Source organism: Cellulosimicrobium sp. BMG9.23, assembly GCF_059159985.1.
Genome location: NZ_JBZGBZ010000011.1, coordinates 60,701 through 75,447, shown reverse-complemented (window position 1 = coordinate 75,447; position 14,747 = coordinate 60,701). Strand labels below are relative to the sequence as shown.

At 74.4% G+C, this 14,747-nt stretch carries 15 protein-coding genes and 1 tRNA gene; 3 read left to right on the top strand and 13 right to left on the bottom strand.

Features of this window, described 5'->3' with window-relative positions; genetic code table 11:
• The 6 genes from ureG to groL form a co-directional block, all read right to left on the bottom strand.
• Positions 1 to 828 carry an urease accessory protein UreG gene (gene ureG, locus AC4H2G_RS19105; RefSeq protein WP_494367317.1) on the bottom strand — a complete coding sequence of 276 codons (828 nt, stop codon included), beginning with the start codon at positions 826 to 828 and terminating at the stop codon, positions 1 to 3.
• The gene (locus tag AC4H2G_RS19100) at positions 794 to 1,687 is read right to left on the bottom strand and encodes an urease accessory UreF family protein (protein WP_494367316.1); all 894 of its coding nucleotides are present in this window, start codon (positions 1,685 to 1,687) and stop codon (positions 794 to 796) included. The genes ureG and AC4H2G_RS19100 overlap by 35 nt, the downstream gene beginning before the upstream one ends.
• A gap of 99 nt (positions 1,688 to 1,786) precedes the next feature.
• Positions 1,787 to 3,505 (bottom strand): urease subunit alpha, encoded by a 1,719-nt coding sequence (locus AC4H2G_RS19095; protein WP_494367315.1) that lies wholly within the window; start codon positions 3,503 to 3,505, stop codon positions 1,787 to 1,789.
• A gap of 3 nt (positions 3,506 to 3,508) precedes the next feature.
• Positions 3,509 to 3,883: an urease subunit beta gene (gene ureB / locus AC4H2G_RS19090; RefSeq protein ID WP_494367314.1), complete on the bottom strand. Its 375-nt coding sequence runs from the start codon at positions 3,881 to 3,883 to the stop codon at positions 3,509 to 3,511.
• A 35-nt stretch (positions 3,884 to 3,918) separates the two neighbouring features.
• Positions 3,919 to 4,221, bottom strand: coding sequence for an urease subunit gamma (locus AC4H2G_RS19085; protein WP_494367313.1), 303 nt, complete (start codon positions 4,219 to 4,221; stop codon positions 3,919 to 3,921).
• Positions 4,222 to 4,546: 325 nt separating this feature from the next.
• Positions 4,547 to 6,172, bottom strand: coding sequence for a chaperonin GroEL (groL, locus tag AC4H2G_RS19080; protein ID WP_494367312.1), 1,626 nt, complete (start codon positions 6,170 to 6,172; stop codon positions 4,547 to 4,549).
• 312 nt (positions 6,173 to 6,484) lie between these two features.
• On the opposite strand from groL, the gene AC4H2G_RS19075 reads away from it, so the two are divergent.
• Entirely contained in the window at positions 6,485 to 8,095 is a 1,611-nt protein-coding gene (locus AC4H2G_RS19075) for a glycoside hydrolase family 15 (protein ID WP_494367311.1), read from the top strand.
• A gap of 8 nt (positions 8,096 to 8,103) precedes the next feature.
• Here the strand turns inward: AC4H2G_RS19075 and AC4H2G_RS19070 are convergent, their stop codons facing one another.
• The 4 genes from AC4H2G_RS19070 to AC4H2G_RS19055 form a co-directional block, all read right to left on the bottom strand.
• Positions 8,104 to 9,588: a phytoene desaturase family protein gene (locus AC4H2G_RS19070; protein WP_494367310.1), complete on the bottom strand. Its 1,485-nt coding sequence runs from the start codon at positions 9,586 to 9,588 to the stop codon at positions 8,104 to 8,106.
• Between the two features lie 42 nt (positions 9,589 to 9,630).
• Entirely contained in the window at positions 9,631 to 9,834 is a 204-nt protein-coding gene (locus tag AC4H2G_RS19065; protein WP_435737009.1) for a cold-shock protein, read from the bottom strand.
• A 102-nt stretch (positions 9,835 to 9,936) separates the two neighbouring features.
• Positions 9,937 to 10,584, bottom strand: coding sequence for a LytR C-terminal domain-containing protein (locus AC4H2G_RS19060; protein WP_494367309.1), 648 nt, complete (start codon positions 10,582 to 10,584; stop codon positions 9,937 to 9,939).
• Between the two features lie 72 nt (positions 10,585 to 10,656).
• Complete coding sequence (locus AC4H2G_RS19055; protein WP_494367308.1) at positions 10,657 to 10,974, bottom strand: DUF3263 domain-containing protein; 318 nt, start codon at positions 10,972 to 10,974, stop codon at positions 10,657 to 10,659.
• 142 nt (positions 10,975 to 11,116) lie between these two features.
• Between AC4H2G_RS19055 and AC4H2G_RS19050 the strand changes: the two genes are divergently transcribed.
• Positions 11,117 to 11,818 carry a uracil-DNA glycosylase gene (locus AC4H2G_RS19050; protein ID WP_494367307.1) on the top strand — a complete coding sequence of 234 codons (702 nt, stop codon included), beginning with the start codon at positions 11,117 to 11,119 and terminating at the stop codon, positions 11,816 to 11,818.
• Between the two features lie 200 nt (positions 11,819 to 12,018).
• Positions 12,019 to 12,876, top strand: a complete 858-nt coding sequence (locus AC4H2G_RS19045; RefSeq protein WP_494367306.1) for an SGNH/GDSL hydrolase family protein — start codon at positions 12,019 to 12,021, stop codon at positions 12,874 to 12,876.
• A gap of 157 nt (positions 12,877 to 13,033) precedes the next feature.
• Here the strand turns inward: AC4H2G_RS19045 and AC4H2G_RS19040 are convergent.
• The 3 genes from AC4H2G_RS19040 to AC4H2G_RS19030 form a co-directional block, all read right to left on the bottom strand.
• Positions 13,034 to 13,106, bottom strand: a tRNA-Thr gene (locus AC4H2G_RS19040).
• 62 nt (positions 13,107 to 13,168) lie between these two features.
• Positions 13,169 to 14,026 (bottom strand): DsbA family protein, encoded by an 858-nt coding sequence (locus AC4H2G_RS19035; RefSeq protein ID WP_494367305.1) that lies wholly within the window; start codon positions 14,024 to 14,026, stop codon positions 13,169 to 13,171.
• Positions 14,027 to 14,113: 87 nt separating this feature from the next.
• Positions 14,114 to 14,692 carry a hypothetical protein gene (locus AC4H2G_RS19030; RefSeq protein WP_494367304.1) on the bottom strand — a complete coding sequence of 193 codons (579 nt, stop codon included), beginning with the start codon at positions 14,690 to 14,692 and terminating at the stop codon, positions 14,114 to 14,116.
• Positions 14,693 to 14,747 lie beyond the last annotated feature (55 nt).

Genomic DNA, 14,747 nt, shown 5'->3' with positions numbered 1-14,747 from the left:
TCAGCCGCGCGCGCCGGTCGGCGCGTCGTCGTGCGCGTGGTCGTGACCGGCGTCGCCGTCGTCGTGCGTGTGGAGGAAGCCGTTGCCGTCCTCGTCCGCGTGGAAGTGCGGCGCCATGGGCCCCGGGTCCTGCGGCACGTGGCTGCCCGCGCGGTGCTCCGCGAGCAGCACCTGGAGCCACGCGGTGAGCGCGTCGATCGACTCCCGGTCGACCCGAGAGAGCGCGAGCACCGGACCGCCGTCGCGCGCCGCCGTCGCGTCGGCGACCATCTGCGGCACGTCGACGCCGACGTACGGCGCGAGGTCCGTCTTGTTGACGACGAGGAGGTCCGCGCGGGCGATGCCGGGACCGCCCTTGCGCGCGACGTCGCCGCCACCCGCGACGTCGAGCACGAAGATCTGCGCGTCGACCAGCGCCGGCGAGAACGTCGCCGTGAGGTTGTCGCCGCCGGACTCGACGAGCACGACGTCGAGCGGCGCGAAGTCCTCCTCGAGGTCCTCGACGGCGAGGAGGTTCGCGGTCACGTCGTCGCGGATCGCGGTGTGCGGGCACGCGCCCGTCTCGACGGCGCGGATGCGCTCCGGGTCGAGCACGCCGGCGGACCGTAGGAAGCGCGCGTCCTCGTCGGTGTAGATGTCGTTGGTGATGACGCCGAGCTGCAGCACCCCGGACAGCTCGCGGCACAGCAGCGCGATGAGCGAGCTCTTGCCGGTCCCCACGGGGCCGGCGACCCCGAGGCGCAGAGACCTCGTGGACGGCGCGGCGGGGGTGGTGCTCTGGTCGGTCAGGATGTCAGGCACTGAACAGCCTCTCGGTGGTGCGGGCATGGGTCTCGGCCCACTGCTCGACGAGCGGTGCGCCGTGCGCGGGGATCGCGCGGGGGTCGGTGAGGTGGGCGACGTCGTGGGCCAGCGCGTCGATCGCGGGCTGGGCGGCGACGACCCAGCCGGTCGCGTCGACCGGGTCGACCGGAGCGAGCTTGAGCGTCGCCGCGGCGACGGTCTGCACGTCCTCGTACCCGACGAGGCGCGCGACCTGCAGCGCGGACAGGCCCGCGCACGCGGCCGTCACGCCCAGCACGAGCGGCCGCGGCGGCGACGGCGCACGCGTCCGGCCCGACGCCGCCCGCTCGCCCTCGCGCGTCGGCGAACCGGTCGCCGCGCGCTCGCGCGGTGACCCGGCCGCGACGGCCGTCTGCTCGGCCGCGAGGAGGCGCGCCGCCTGGTCGAGCGCGACGACGCCCGGATGCCCGGCCCAGAGGCGGCGCAGGAGCCGCAGGTACCCGCGGCCCAGCCGCTGCGACGTCTCGCGCAGCGCGGGCGACGGCGTCCGAGCGGCCCAGGCGCGCCACGTGTCGGCGAGGGCGTCGGCTGCGGGCGACCACGCGTCGTCGGGCACGGACGACGGCGAGGCGGGCCCGCGTGGCGACCCCGCGTCGTCGGGCAGACCTGCGAGCACCGCGTGCCGCGCGACGACCGCCGTCGCCGCCTCGACGCACGTCACGGTCGCGAGGCGCGCACGCACGTAGTCGGGCACGCGCGCGGGGTCCATGCCGGCCCGCAGCGCGGGCTCGAGCCCGGCGGACTGCGTGTGCCCGCCCGTCGGGAGCCGCGCGTCCGCGAGCAGCGCGAGCATGAGCTCGGCCCGCCCGTCCCCCGCGGAACCCGCGTCCGACGCCGCGTCCACGGCCCGCCGAGAAGCGAGTTCCCGCCCCTGATCCGGCTCGATCCGGGGCAGAAGCTCACGTCTCGACGTGCGGGCCGGTTCCTGGGTCTCGTCCACGGCTCAGAACAGCGAGTAGAGCTGCGCGAGGGGCAGCCGGTCGGCGGGCGCGGGGACGACGAGCTCCCCGTCGACCTCGATCGCGAACGATTCCGGGTCGATCTCGATCTGCGGCAGGTAGTCGTTGAGCCTCATCTGCGCCTTCCCGACGCCGCGCGTGTCGGCGACGGGCAGGAGCTGGCGCGCGAGGCCGAGCCGCTCCTCGAGGCCGTCGTCGAGCGCGGCGGGCGAGACGAACGACATCGACACGTCCGCGCCGATCGCGTCCGCGAGCGCCGGCCGCATGAGGACGGGCTGCGGCGACGGGATCGAGGCGTTGGGGTCCCCCAGCGCGCCCCACACCAGCGCGCCTCCCTTCATGACGACGCTCGGCCGCACGCCGAAGAACTTCGGCTCCCACAGCACGAGGTCCGCGGCCTTGCCCGGCTCGACGGAGCCGACGTAGCCGTCGATCCCGTGCGCGACGGCCGGGTTGATCGTGTACTTCGCGACGTACCGGCGGGCACGCAGGTTGTCCGCCGGCAGCGCGGGCCCGCGGGCGCCGCCCGGGTCGGCGCCGCGCCGGGCCTTCATGACGTGCGCGACCTGCCACGTGCGCGTCACGACCTCGCCGATGCGCCCCATCGCCTGCGCGTCGGACGACGTGATGGAGATGGCGCCGAGGTCGTGCAGCACGTCCTCGGCGGCGATGGTCGTGCCGCGGATCCGCGACTCGGCGAACGCGAGGTCCTCCGGGACGGCAGGGTTGAGGTGGTGGCACACCATGAGCATGTCGAGGTGCTCGGCGACGGTGTTCACGGTGTGCGGCAGCGTGGGGTTGGTCGACCCCGGGATGACGTTCGGGTGGCTCGCCACCGTGAGGATGTCGGGCGCGTGCCCTCCCCCGGCGCCCTCGGCGTGGAACGCATGGATCGACCGGCCGCCGATCGCGCGCAGCGTCGAGTCGACGTACCCGGCCTCGTTGAGCGAGTCGGAGTGCAGCGCGACCTGCAGGCCCCAGTCCTCGGCCGCGCGCAGCGCCGCGTCGATCGCGGCCGGCGTCGAGCCCCAGTCCTCGTGCACCTTGTAGCCGCCCGCGCCGGCCATCGCCTGCTCGCGCAGCGCGTCCGCGCTCACGGTGTTGCCCTTGCCGAGCAGCAGCACGTTGACGGGCAGCCGGTCGAGCGAGCGGTGGATCGCCTCGAGGTGCCACGCACCCGGCGTGACGGTCGTGGCCTTGGTGCCCTCGCTCGGGCCGGTGCCGCCGCCCGCGACGGTCGTGATCCCCGTGGCCAGGGCCTCGTGGATCTGCGACGGCGAGATGAGGTGCACGTGCGAGTCGATGCCGCCCGCGGTGAGGATCTTGCCCTCGCCCGAGACGACGTCGGTCGACGGCCCGATGTGCAGGTCCGGGTGCACGCCGTCCGCGACGTCGGGGTTCCCGGCCCGGCCGAGCGCGACGATCCTGCCGTCGCGGATCCCCACGTCCGCCTTGACGATCCCCCACCAGTCGAGCACGACGGCGTTCGTGATCACGGTGTCCAGCGCGCCCTCGGCGCGGGTCGTCGAGCCCTGCGCCATCGACTCGCGGATCGACTTGCCGCCGCCGAAGACGGCTTCCTCGCCGCCGAACGTGCGGTCCTCCTCGACCTCGATCCACAGGTCGGTGTCCCCCAGGCGCACCTGGTCGCCCGTCGTGGGCCCGTACAGCGCGACGTAGCGCTCGCGCGAGATCGCCACCATCGCTCAGTCCTCCGGGGTCGTCGTGGTGTCGAGGCGGCCGCCGTCGGGCTTGCCGCGCTGGAGACCGGGCACGCGGCGTCGGCCCCGGAGCGCGACCGCCTCGACCTCGGCGGAGGCTCCCGGCTCGAACCGGCGGGACGTGCCGGACGGCACGTCGAGCCGGAAGCCGTGCGCAGCGGCGCGGTCGAGGTCCAGCGCCGCGTTGGCGTCCGGCAGGTGGAGGTGCGACCCGATCTGCACGGGCCGGTCGCCGGTGTTCGTCACCACGAGCGTGAGGCGCTCGTCGTCGGTACGGTCCGCGTTGAGGACGACCGGCACGTCCTCCGCCCCCTGCTTGAGCCGGATCGCGCCCGGCCCGCTCGTGCTGATACCCGCCATCGTCGGCTCCGTCCTGCTGCTGCGCGGGTCGCCGGTCAGGCGATCGGCTGGTGGATGGTGACGAGCTTGCGCCCGTCGGGGAACGTCGCCTCGACCTGCACGTCGGGGAGCATCTCGGCGACGCCCTCCATGACCTCGTCGCGGCCCAGCACCTCGCGGCCGGAGACCATGAGCTCGGCGACGGTCACGCCCTCGCGCGCGCGCTCGATCACCCACGTGGTGAGGAGCGCGACCGTCTCCGGATAGTTGAGGAGCACACCGCGCTCGCGACGGTCGCGGGCGACCATGCCCGCGACGGCGAGCAGCAGCTTCTCGGTGTCACCAGGTGTCAGGTGCATGGCGGTGATCCTGCCCGTCGCATGTGTCCGGCGTGTATACACCGCGTTATACGCGTGTGTACCGCGCTGTCGGCGGCGCTGTCCACGTGCCGGGATCGAGCCTCCGCGGCCACGCAGGCCATCCCGCTCCCGTGGGGAGCCCGCCGAACTCCGGGTTGTGCGCATCCAGAGGCCTTGATCGGCACACAACCCGGGGTTCGGCGCCGACGGCCGGGCACGACGACGGCCGGGCACGACGAAGGCCGCCGACCGGGCGAACCCGGCCGACGGCCCTCGATGTCCTGCGGTGCTCCCGGACGGAACCGGGAGGCGGGTCAGGCGTGGATCAGAAGTCCATGCCGCCCATGCCGCCGTCGCCACCCGGCGCCGGCGCGTTCTTCTCCGGCTTGTCCGCCACGACGGCCTCCGTCGTGAGGAAGAGCGCCGCGATGGAGGCGGCGTTCTGCAGCGCGGAGCGCGTGACCTTGACCGGGTCGTTCACGCCGGCGGCGAGGAGGTCCTCGTAGACGCCGGTCGCGGCGTTGAGGCCGTGGCCGGACGGGAGGTTGCGCACCTTCTCCGCCACGACGCCGCCCTCGAGGCCCGCGTTGATCGCAATCTGCTTGAGCGGGGCGTCGATCGCGGCGCGCACGATCGCGGCACCGGTCGCCTCGTCACCCTCGAGCTCGAGCTTCTCGAACGCGACGGCACCGGCCTGGATGAGCGCGACGCCACCACCGGCGACGATGCCCTCCTCGACGGCCGCCTTCGCGTTGCGCACGGCGTCCTCGATGCGGTGCTTGCGCTCCTTGAGCTCGACCTCGGTCGCCGCGCCGGCCTTGATGACCGCCACGCCGCCCGCGAGCTTCGCGAGGCGCTCCTGGAGCTTCTCGCGGTCGTAGTCCGAGTCGGACTTCTCGATCTCGCTGCGGATCTGGTTCACGCGACCCGCGATGAGGTCGGCGTCGCCCGCACCCTCGACGATCGTGGTCTCGTCCTTGGTGACGACGACCTTGCGCGCCTGGCCGAGCAGGTCCAGCGTCGCGCTCTCGAGCTTGAGGCCCACCGTCTCGGTGATGACCTGGCCGCCGGTGAGGATCGCGATGTCCTGGAGCATGGCCTTGCGGCGGTCGCCGAAGCCCGGGGCCTTGACGGCGACGGACTTGAACGTGCCACGGATCTTGTTGAGCACCAGCGTCGCGAGCGCCTCGCCCTCGACGTCCTCGGCGATGATGAGGAGCGAGCGCCCCTGCTTCATGACCTGGTCGAGGACGGGGAGAAGGTCCTTCACGTTCGAGATCTTGGACTCGACGATGAGGACGTACGGGTCCTCGAGCACGGCCTCCTGGCGCTCGGGGTCCGTCTCGAAGTAGCGCGCGAGGAAGCCCTTGTCGAAGCGCATGCCCTCGGTGAGCTCGAGCTCGAGGCCGAACGTGTTCGACTCCTCGACCGTGATGACGCCCTCCTTGCCCACCTTGTCGAGGGCCTCGGCGATGAGCTCGCCGATCGCGGGGTCGCCGGCAGAGATGGCGGCCGTGGCGGCGATCTCCTCCTTGGTCTCGATGTCCTTGGCGGCGATGAGCAGCTGCTCCGTCACCGCGTCGACGGCCTTCTCGATGCCTCGCTTGAGCGCGATCGGGTTCGAGCCGGCGGCGACGTTGCGCAGGCCCTCGCGCACGAGCGCCTGGGCGAGCACGGTCGCGGTGGTGGTGCCGTCACCCGCGACGTCGTCCGTCTTCTTGGCGACCTCCTTGACGAGCTCGGCGCCGATCTTCTCGTACGGGTCCTCGAGCTCGATCTCCTTGGCGATGGAGACGCCGTCGTTCGTGATCGTCGGCGCGCCCCACTTCTTGTCGAGCACGACGTTGCGGCCCTTGGGGCCGAGGGTGACCTTCACGGTGTCGGCGAGGACGTTGAGCCCGCGCTCCATCCCGCGACGGGCCTCCTCGTTGAAGGCGATGATCTTTGCCATGGGGAATGATCCTCCGCTGGTGGCTTTCGGCGGTCGGCGGGCGCCCGCGACGGACGGCCCGCGTCGGGCGGCGTTCATGTCACGCCGCCGGGGCGGGCCTCACCTGTCGACCTGGTGTTGTTGCGCGGCACCCGCCTGAGCGGCTGCCTGCGCTGGTCACTTCTGTCACTCTCACGGGGAGAGTGCTAACGCCATTATTGGCACTCGCACCCTGCGAGTGCAAGGCAGCGAAGGGCTCTTCTCCCCCGTATCGCCCGAGGCGGAACTCGGCGCCGGTCCACGTCGTGGCCACGCTCCCCTAGGATGCGCGGTGTGATCCGCGCAACAGCGACGTGGCGCCTCGGTGCGGTGGCCTGCTTCGTGCTGGTCCCGAGCCTGGGGCTCAGCGCGGCGACCGCCTCCGCCGAACCGGTCGGTGAGCACATCGACCTCTACCAGGACGGGGTCGCCGTCACCTCCGGCGCGCTGCTGCGCCTGCCGTCCGGCACCGCCGCGACCTATCTCGAGGGCAGCCGCGTCCTCGACCCGGCGAGCCTCGACGCCGCCGTGCTCATCGCGGGCGTCGACCCCGCCGACGGCGAGGCGAACCGCCTCGCCCAGGTTGCGGGCGCACCGCTCGACGCCGCAGCGCTCCTCGACGCGTCCGCAGCAGCCGACGCCGCCGCCTCCTCGCGCGCCTGGCTCGCCGCGGGCACCGTCCCGGGCGCCGGCGGGCCGTACGCGAACCTGGGCGAGGACGCGCTGCTCGACCTACGTGCCCTCGTGCTCGACAACGGAGCGTCGCTGGCCGCCCCCTCACCCAGGTGGCGCTACGTCTGGCCGCGCGACGCGTCGTTCACCGCGGCGGCGCTCGCCCGCACGGGTCACGTCGACGACGCCCTCGACGTGCTCGGGTTCCTGGCCCAGGTGCAGGAGGAAGACGGGTCGTTCCACGCGCGGTACCTGCCGGACGGCTCCGGCGTCCCCGACGACCGCGGGCTCCAGTCCGACGGCACCGGCTGGGCGCTGTGGGCGGCGGCCGTCGTGGTCGCCGAGGCCCCCGAGGCGGACAGGGCCGACGTCGTCGCCCGCCTGCGTCCCCTCGTCGACGCGTCGACCGCGCACGCGCTGTCGCTCGTCGCCGGGGCCGACGCGCTGCCACCGGCGTCGAGCGACTACTGGGAGGTCGAGCCGACGTCGCTCACGCTCGGCACCGCCGGTCCCCTCCTCGCGGGGCTCGAGGCGGCGTCCGACTTCTACCGGGCCGCGGCCACGACCGAACGGCCGCGCCACGCGACGGTGTACGGCGCAGGGCTCGGCAGGGTTCCGCAGACAGGAGGCGCGGCGGGCGCACCGGGCGCACCCCGTGGGGCCGGCGCGACGGGCGCGCCGGGTGCGGCCGGTGCGGCCGGTGCGGCCGGCGAGGTCGCGTCCGACGTCGGGGCCACGGCCGGGACGTGGACGCGCGTCGTGCAGACGTCCGGGGCCGCAGAACGCCTGCGCGCCGCCGTCGAGGACGCGTTCGGCAGCCAGGGGTACCCGCGGCACGTGACCGGCGGCCTGCGGGACGCCTCGACGGCGTTCGTCCTCCCGCCCTTCCAGCCGGAGCCGCTCGACGGCGCGCACGATGCCTGGCAGGCGTCCGTCACGGAGATGCTGCGACCGGCCGGGGGTCTCGCCCCCGGAGCGGGGTGGCGTGAGGACGGCATCTCCTGGACGCCGCAGACGACGCTCTACGCCCTCACCGCCGCGTCGTCGTCCGACGCCGACGACCGTGCCGACGCGCGCGAGTGGCTGCGCTGGGTCGACGAGCACCGCACGGCGTCCGGCGCGATCCCGGAGAAGGTGCTGGCCGACGGGTCGCCCGCGGCCGTCGCACCGTTGTCGTGGAGCTCCGCGCTCGTCGTCCTCGCGCTCGTCGAGCTGGACGCCGCCGAGCGGTAGGACGGCTCCTACCGCGGCCCGAGGTCGGGGGCGTCGCGGACGTCGAACTCGCGCCGCAGCACGCGGCGCGCGGCGTACCAGCCGCCGAGGCCGTGCACGCCCGGGCCCGGCGGCGTCGACGCGGAGCACAGGTACACACCCTCCAGCCCGACCGCGTACGGGTCGAGCCGGAGGCTGGGGCGCGCCACCATCTGCCACATGGTCACCGCGCCGCCGGCGATGTCGCCGTCGACGTAGCTCTCGTCGTGCCGGCTCATCTCCGCGGCCGGCACGCAGCGCGACGCCACGACGACGTCGCGAAAGCCCGGCGCGAAGCGTTCGATCTGGGCCACGACGTCCTCCGTGACGTCACGCGTCGACCCGGCCGGCACGTGCGCGTAGGTCCACAGCGGCCGCAGCCCGCCGGCGCCGCGCCCGGGGTCGACGACGGTCGGGTCGCTGACGAGGAGCATCGGCCGTTGCGCGTGGCGCCCGGCCGCGACCTCCGACTCGGCGAACGCCATCTCCGCGCGCGTCCCGCCGACGTGCACCGTGCCCGCCCGGCCCACCTCGGGGTCCGCCCACGGGACCGGTCCCGAGAGCACGAGGTCGACCTTCGCCGCGGCGTCGCCGTGCCGGAACCGACGCAGCGCAGCGGCCGCCTGCGGCGCGAGACCGTCGGCGAAGACGTCGGCGACGACGCGTGGCGCGGTGTCGAACACGTAGGCCCGGGCCCGGGGCAGGTCGGCGCGGGACGTCACGCGGTGCCCGGTCACGACCTCACCTCCGTGCGCGCGCAGGTCCTCGACGAGCGCCGCGACGATCACGCCGGATCCGCCGCGCGGGAGCGGCCAGCCGCCCGGGGCGTGGCCCAGCGCCGCGAGGAGCAGCGCGGTCCCCGCACCTGCGAGCGACGGCAACGGGGTGATCGCGTGCGCGGCGACGCCGGTGAGCAGCGCCGCGGCCTCCTCGGTCGCGAAGCGACGGCCCCACGCACGGCTGCCCTGCTCGAGCACCGCCGCGCCGAACCGGGCCGCGACGGCGGCGCCCTCCGGCCGCAGCACGCGGCCCGGCACCGAGCGCTTGTCGCCCAGCGCGACGGCGGCGACGTCGCGCCACCCCTCCGCGAGGGGACCGAGCAGCGCCCGCCAGGCTGCGCCGTCGGGCCCGCCGAGCCGCTCGGCCGTGCGGTCGAGGTCGTGGTAGGCGATGCCGGCCCGGCCGCCGTCGAGCGGCTGGGCGTACGACACCTCCGGGACGGCGAGGTCGACCCCGCGCGCCCCGAGGTCGAACGCCTCGAAGAACGGCGACGCCCAGGCCATCGGGTGGACGGCCGAGCACACGTCGTGCACGAGCCCGTCCGCCAGTCCCAGGTCGAGCGTCCGCGCGCCGCCGCCGATCGTCGGCTGCGCCTCCAGCACACGGACCGACAACCCCGCACGGGCGAGCGTCACCGCTGCCGCGAGACCGTTCGGACCCGAGCCCACGACGACCGCATCGAGGTTCTCCACCACGCGCGCCCGGTCAGACCCTCGGCAGCACGGTCGTCTGCACGATCAGAGCGGCCGCACCTGCTCGGCCTGCGGTCCCTTCGTGCCCTGGCCGAGCTCGAACTCGACCTCCTGCCCCTCCTCGAGGGACCGGTAGCCGTCGGACTGGATGGCGCTGAAGTGGACGAACAGGTCCTGACCGCCGCTGGCCGGGGTGATGAACCCATAGCCCTTCTCGGCGTTGAACCACTTCACGGTGCCCTGAGCCATCGAGATCTCCTCGTGCGTCGTCACCCACGGGACGACCGCCGCCTCGTGGTACGGCGAGCCTAGCGGCGACGGCTGGTCGACGGAAGGAGAACGCGGGCCAGGTCAGGGCGCGGGCGTGAGCTCGGTCGTGATGACGACCATGACGTCGCCCGACCGCAGCGTCTCCTGGGTCACCTGCTCCGCGGGGATGCCGAGGACGGCCGCCACGGCGGCCGCCGTGTCACCGCGGTTCTCGGTGTACCAGACCACGTTGCCCGTCTGGCCGGACTCGCCGGGGAAGTCCTCCGCGGTGGTGTTCGTGAAGCCCCGTGCGTCGAGCGCGCCCTTGCCGATGCCCGCGGCACCGTCGCCCCCTCCGTCGTTCATCACGCGGACGAGCGCGCTCGGGTCCGCCACTGCCATGAGCGCGTCGATGTCCGGGGCGGCCGGGGTCTCCTCGACCGGCGGCTCCGCGGTCTCGGCCGGCGTCTCCTCCGTCTCGGCGGGGGTCTCGGTCGCGGCGTCGGTCGGCGTCTCGGTCGAGCCCGCAGCCGGATCGGTGGACTCGGCCTGGGGCGGCGCCTCGCCGCTCCCGTCCGACAGCAGCGTGAAGCCGCCGTACGCGAGCCCGGCGAACACCACGGCCACGAGGAGGAACGGCCAGGTCTTGCTCCACCGGGTGCGGGGCGAACGGTGCACGCCGACGGGCGCACCCTGCGGCGCGGGAGCGTCGAACTCGTCGGGCGCGTAGGGGTAGCGGCTCTTCGTCACGGCGACAGGGTAGCCCGGTCGGGGCGGATGGCTAAACGTCCGGTTCGCCGGTTCTTCACGGCTCGCCCCGCCTCAGAGGCCTTCGAGACGGCGCGCGGTCCGGGCGCGCTGGCGCGTGGAACGCATGCGTCGCAGCCGCTTGACCAGCATCGGGTCGTGCGCGAGCGCGGCCGGCGAGTCGATGAGCGCGTTGAGCACCTGGTAGTACCGGGTGGCCGACAGGTCGAACAGCTCGCGCACCGCCTGCTCCTTGGCGCCCGCGTACTTCCACCACTGCCGCTCGAAGTCGAGGATCTCCCGGTCGCGTGCGCTCAGTCCCGACGCCGCGTCGTCGCTCCCGTCGGGCGCGGTCGCGTCGGGTCCCTCGAGGACGTGTGCCGCCTCGCTCATGGTTCCCTCCCGTCGTGCACGTTTCTCGTCACCGAAACAGGCCGCCCTCGTCGTGGCGCGAGGGCCGGACCGTCCCCAGGGTACGCAGCGAACCACACCGGTGTCATTCGTCCCCGCCGGGCGCGGGCTACGCTCGGTGCTCGTGGAGAGCGCACCCGGAACGACCCGTCCCCCGCTCGCGAGCGTCATGGCGCCCGACTGGGCCGAGGCCCTGGCGCCCGTGGAGCCCCAGCTCCACGCGACGGGCGACTTCCTCCGCGCGGAGGTCGCCGCGGGCCGCGAGTACCTGCCCGCGCCGTCGGCCATCCTCAACGCGTTCTCGCGCCCGCTCGCCGAGGTGCGCGTGCTCGTCGTCGGGCAGGACCCGTACCCCACCCCGGGCCACCCGATGGGCCTGTCCTTCTCCGTGCAGCCCCACGTGCGCCCCGTGCCGCGGTCCCTGCAGAACATCTTCGCCGAGCTCGCCGAGGACGTCGGCGCCCCGCTCCCCGCGACCGGCGACCTGTCCGCGTGGAGCGACCAGGGCGTCATGCTCCTCAACCGGGTCCTCACCGTGCGACCCGGTGAGCCAGGCTCGCACCGCGGCCAGGGCTGGGAGACCTTCACGGAGGCGGCGATCCGAGCCCTCGTCGCGCGCGACGCCCCGCTCGTCGCCATCCTGTGGGGCCGCGACGCCGCGACGCTGCGCCCGATGCTCGGCGACACCCCCGTCGTCGCGAGCGCGCACCCGAGCCCGCTCTCCGCCCGGCGAGGCTTCTTCGGCTCCCGCCCGTTCTCGCGCGTCAACGAGCTCCTCGTCGCCCAGGGCGCCGCCCCCGTCGACTGGCACCTGCCCACCGCCTGAGGCGGTCGCCGGCGGAGCACCGGCCGGGTCTGTGCCACGTGGTGGCGAGACGACCGAGCGGCGGACGTGACGGCGGAACCCCGTCGGGGGCGTGGGCGAGGCGACGGACGAGCGGTGGTGGACGGGACGCGCGCGCGTCCGGGGAACCACCGCGGCCTGGCGACCAACGATCACCCGAACCACAGGAGCAGAATGGTCGGGTGACGACGCCGAACCCGACGACCTCCCCGTCCTCCGGAACGCCCGCCCCCGAGACCTCCCCGCCGCGCTGGAGCAGCTACGTCGCGGTGGGTGACTCGTTCACCGAGGGCCTGTGGGACCCGTACCCCGGCCAGGACGACCACCAGCGCGGCTGGGCGGACCTCCTCGCGCAGCATCTCGCCGTGCGCCGTGTCGCCGCGGGCGACGAGCCGTTGCGGTACGCGAACCTCGCGATCCGGGGACGCAAGCTCCGGTCGATCCTCACGGAGCAGGTGCCCGCGGCCCTCGCGCTGCAGCCGGACCTCGTGAGCGTCATCGGCGGCGGGAACGACATCCTGCGCCCGAACGCCGACGTCGACCGCCTCGCGCGGAACCTCGAGCACGCGGTCGCCCGTCTGCGCGCCGCGGGGAGCGACGTGCTGATGGGCACGGGCTTCGACGCGTCGCACTCCCCGCTCGTCGGTCTGACGCGTTCGCGCGTCGGGGTGTACAACGCGCACATCTGGGCGATCGCGCGGCGACAGGGCGCGTACGTCGTCGACCTGTGGGGGCTGCGCGCGCTGCAGGACTGGCGCATGTGGTCCGACGACCGCATCCACCTCACGCCCGAGGGGCACCGGCGCGTGGCGCAGGCGGCGCTCGTCGGGCTGGGCCAGGCGCCCGACGACGCGGCGTGGGACGACCCGCTGACTCCCCTGCCGCCGTCGCCCGCTCTCGACCGCGCCCGGCAGCACGGGCAGTGGGTGCGCGCGCACGTCGGGCCGTGGGTGCAGCGCCGGCTCACCGGGACGTCGTCGGGCGACGGGCGGTTGCCGAAGGCGCCCGAGCTCGAGCCGGTCCCGCTCGCGAAGGACTGATCCTCAGATCGGCAGCTCGACGCCAGATCGGCACCCGCACGCGAGATCGGTCCTCTGAAGAGCCGATCTCACGCCGACCTGCCGATCTCACGCGACCGTGCGGCTCCGCCGCGCACGACGAAGCCCCCGACCTCGTGGAGATCGGGGGCTCGTGCGGAGCCGCCTGTCGGGTTCGAACCGACGACCTTTCGCTTACAAGGCGAGTGCTCTACCAGCTGAGCTAAGGCGGCGCACCGGCTCGCGCCGGACGAGAGAGCAGGATACCCGCTCGTCCGGCCCGACCCGGTCGGCGTCAGCCCTGCTGCGCGGCCTCGACCGCGGCGGGCAGCGCGCTCGGGTCGGACCAGTTGCCGTCCCAGCGCTCGCCGTCGATCGCGATCGTCGGGGTGCCGAAGCCGCCCGACTGCGGGTTGGCGAGCGACTCGTCCTGCGTGACGAGGTTCGTCGCCGTGGCGGCCCAGTCGGCGAACTGCTCGGTGGCCGTGCCGTCGGCGATCTGCGCCGCGACGTCGGCGGGGGCGCCGGCCTGCTCGGCGAGGTCCGCGATCTGCTCGTCGGTCAGGCCCTCGGTGCCCTCGGCGGGCTGGTTGGCGAACATGAGGGCGTTGAACTCGTTCATGGCCTCGGGGGCCTGGTCGGCGACGAACCCGGCGGCGGCCGCGGCGCGGGTGGAGAACTGCGCCCCCTGCGACGCCCGGTCGAGGATCGACACGGGGTGCAGCACGACGGTGATGTCGCCGGACTCGCGCAGCGCGTCGAGCGAGGCGCCGTTGGCCTCCTCGAAGTCGCCGCAGATGGGGCACATGTAGTCGACGTAGACCGCGACCTCGACCGCCTCCGCACCGTTGTCGGTCCCCGCGGCGCCGTCGGCACCCATCGGGATGCCGCCGTCGGTCGAGTTCTCGGGGTTCGTGACCTCGCTGAGGTTCCCCGCCGCGACCGCGTCGACGGTCTCGTTCTGGTCGTTCAGGGCGGGGATGAAGAAGTAGAGGAACACGCCGATGAGGACGGCCAGACCGGCGACGAGCGCGCCGATCGTGATGAGCCGGTTGCGGCGGTCGCGCTTGGCCTGCGCCTCGCGGAGCGCGAGGGCCTCGGCGCGCGCGGCGTCGCGGCGCTGGGCCTTGGTCTGGGGTTCGTTGCTGGGCATGGTGGGTCCTTCGGGTGCGGTGCGGTCGTCGTGCGGGGACGACGGAGGGCGGGGAGTGCCGCCGTCGGGCTCGAGATGCCGGAGCCGTCAGGCGAGGGCGGCCACGGGGGGTCCGCGCCGGGTGCGCACCACGGCGTCGGCGAGGTGGTGCAGCGCGGCGGGGACGACGTCGGGCCGCGGCAGCCGATCGGAGCGCGGCCCGGCGACCGTGCGTCCCAGCGAGGCGCCGAGGACGCGGGCGAGGAGTGCGGTCAGGACGCGCACCGCCCCGGCGGAGAGCTCGCGGGCCCGTGCGTGCGCCCGGCGCACGCGCGCCGAGACGCCCCACGCCACGAGCGCGGCCGCGGCGTGGCCCAGCAGGACAGGCACGGCGAGCACGCCGAGCACCGTGACCATCGCGGCGCCGTCGCCGCCGAGCGCCGTCCCGGACGGGCAGTCGGGCGCCTCGTGGACGAGCGCGAGGTGCATGCCCGCGATCCCCCACGCGCCGGGGACGGTCACGCACTGGTTCACGACGGCGAACCCGCGGTCCGCGAGGTTCGTCAGCAGGGCCGCGGCAAGCGTGAGGAGGAGGACGACGGGGCCGAGGAACGGCCCGGTCGCGGGCATGACGGACGCCCGCCTCGCGCCGCGCGGCATACCGCGCGTGACCGTCCTCCGGAGCACGGCGCCCAGACTACACACGCCGCCTGGGACGGGCCTGGGTGCCGACCGGACGCCG

Excerpts from the sequence above, each read along its gene's own strand:
- AC4H2G_RS19055 (WP_494367308.1), bottom strand. The coding sequence starts at position 10,974 with ATGAGCGAGGCGGCACACGTCCTCGAGGGACCCGACGCGACCGCGCCC.
- AC4H2G_RS19065 (WP_435737009.1), bottom strand. The coding sequence starts at position 9,834 with ATGGCTCAGGGCACCGTGAAGTGGTTCAACGCCGAGAAGGGCTATGGG.
- AC4H2G_RS19035 (WP_494367305.1), bottom strand. The coding sequence starts at position 14,026 with ATGCCCAGCAACGAACCCCAGACCAAGGCCCAGCGCCGCGACGCCGCG.
- AC4H2G_RS19085 (WP_494367313.1), bottom strand. The coding sequence starts at position 4,221 with ATGCACCTGACACCTGGTGACACCGAGAAGCTGCTGCTCGCCGTCGCG.
- ureG (WP_494367317.1), bottom strand. The coding sequence starts at position 828 with ATGCCCGCACCACCGAGAGGCTGTTCAGTGCCTGACATCCTGACCGAC.
- ureB (WP_494367314.1), bottom strand. The coding sequence starts at position 3,883 with ATGGCGGGTATCAGCACGAGCGGGCCGGGCGCGATCCGGCTCAAGCAG.
- AC4H2G_RS19095 (WP_494367315.1), bottom strand. The coding sequence starts at position 3,505 with ATGGTGGCGATCTCGCGCGAGCGCTACGTCGCGCTGTACGGGCCCACG.
- groL (WP_494367312.1), bottom strand. The coding sequence starts at position 6,172 with ATGGCAAAGATCATCGCCTTCAACGAGGAGGCCCGTCGCGGGATGGAG.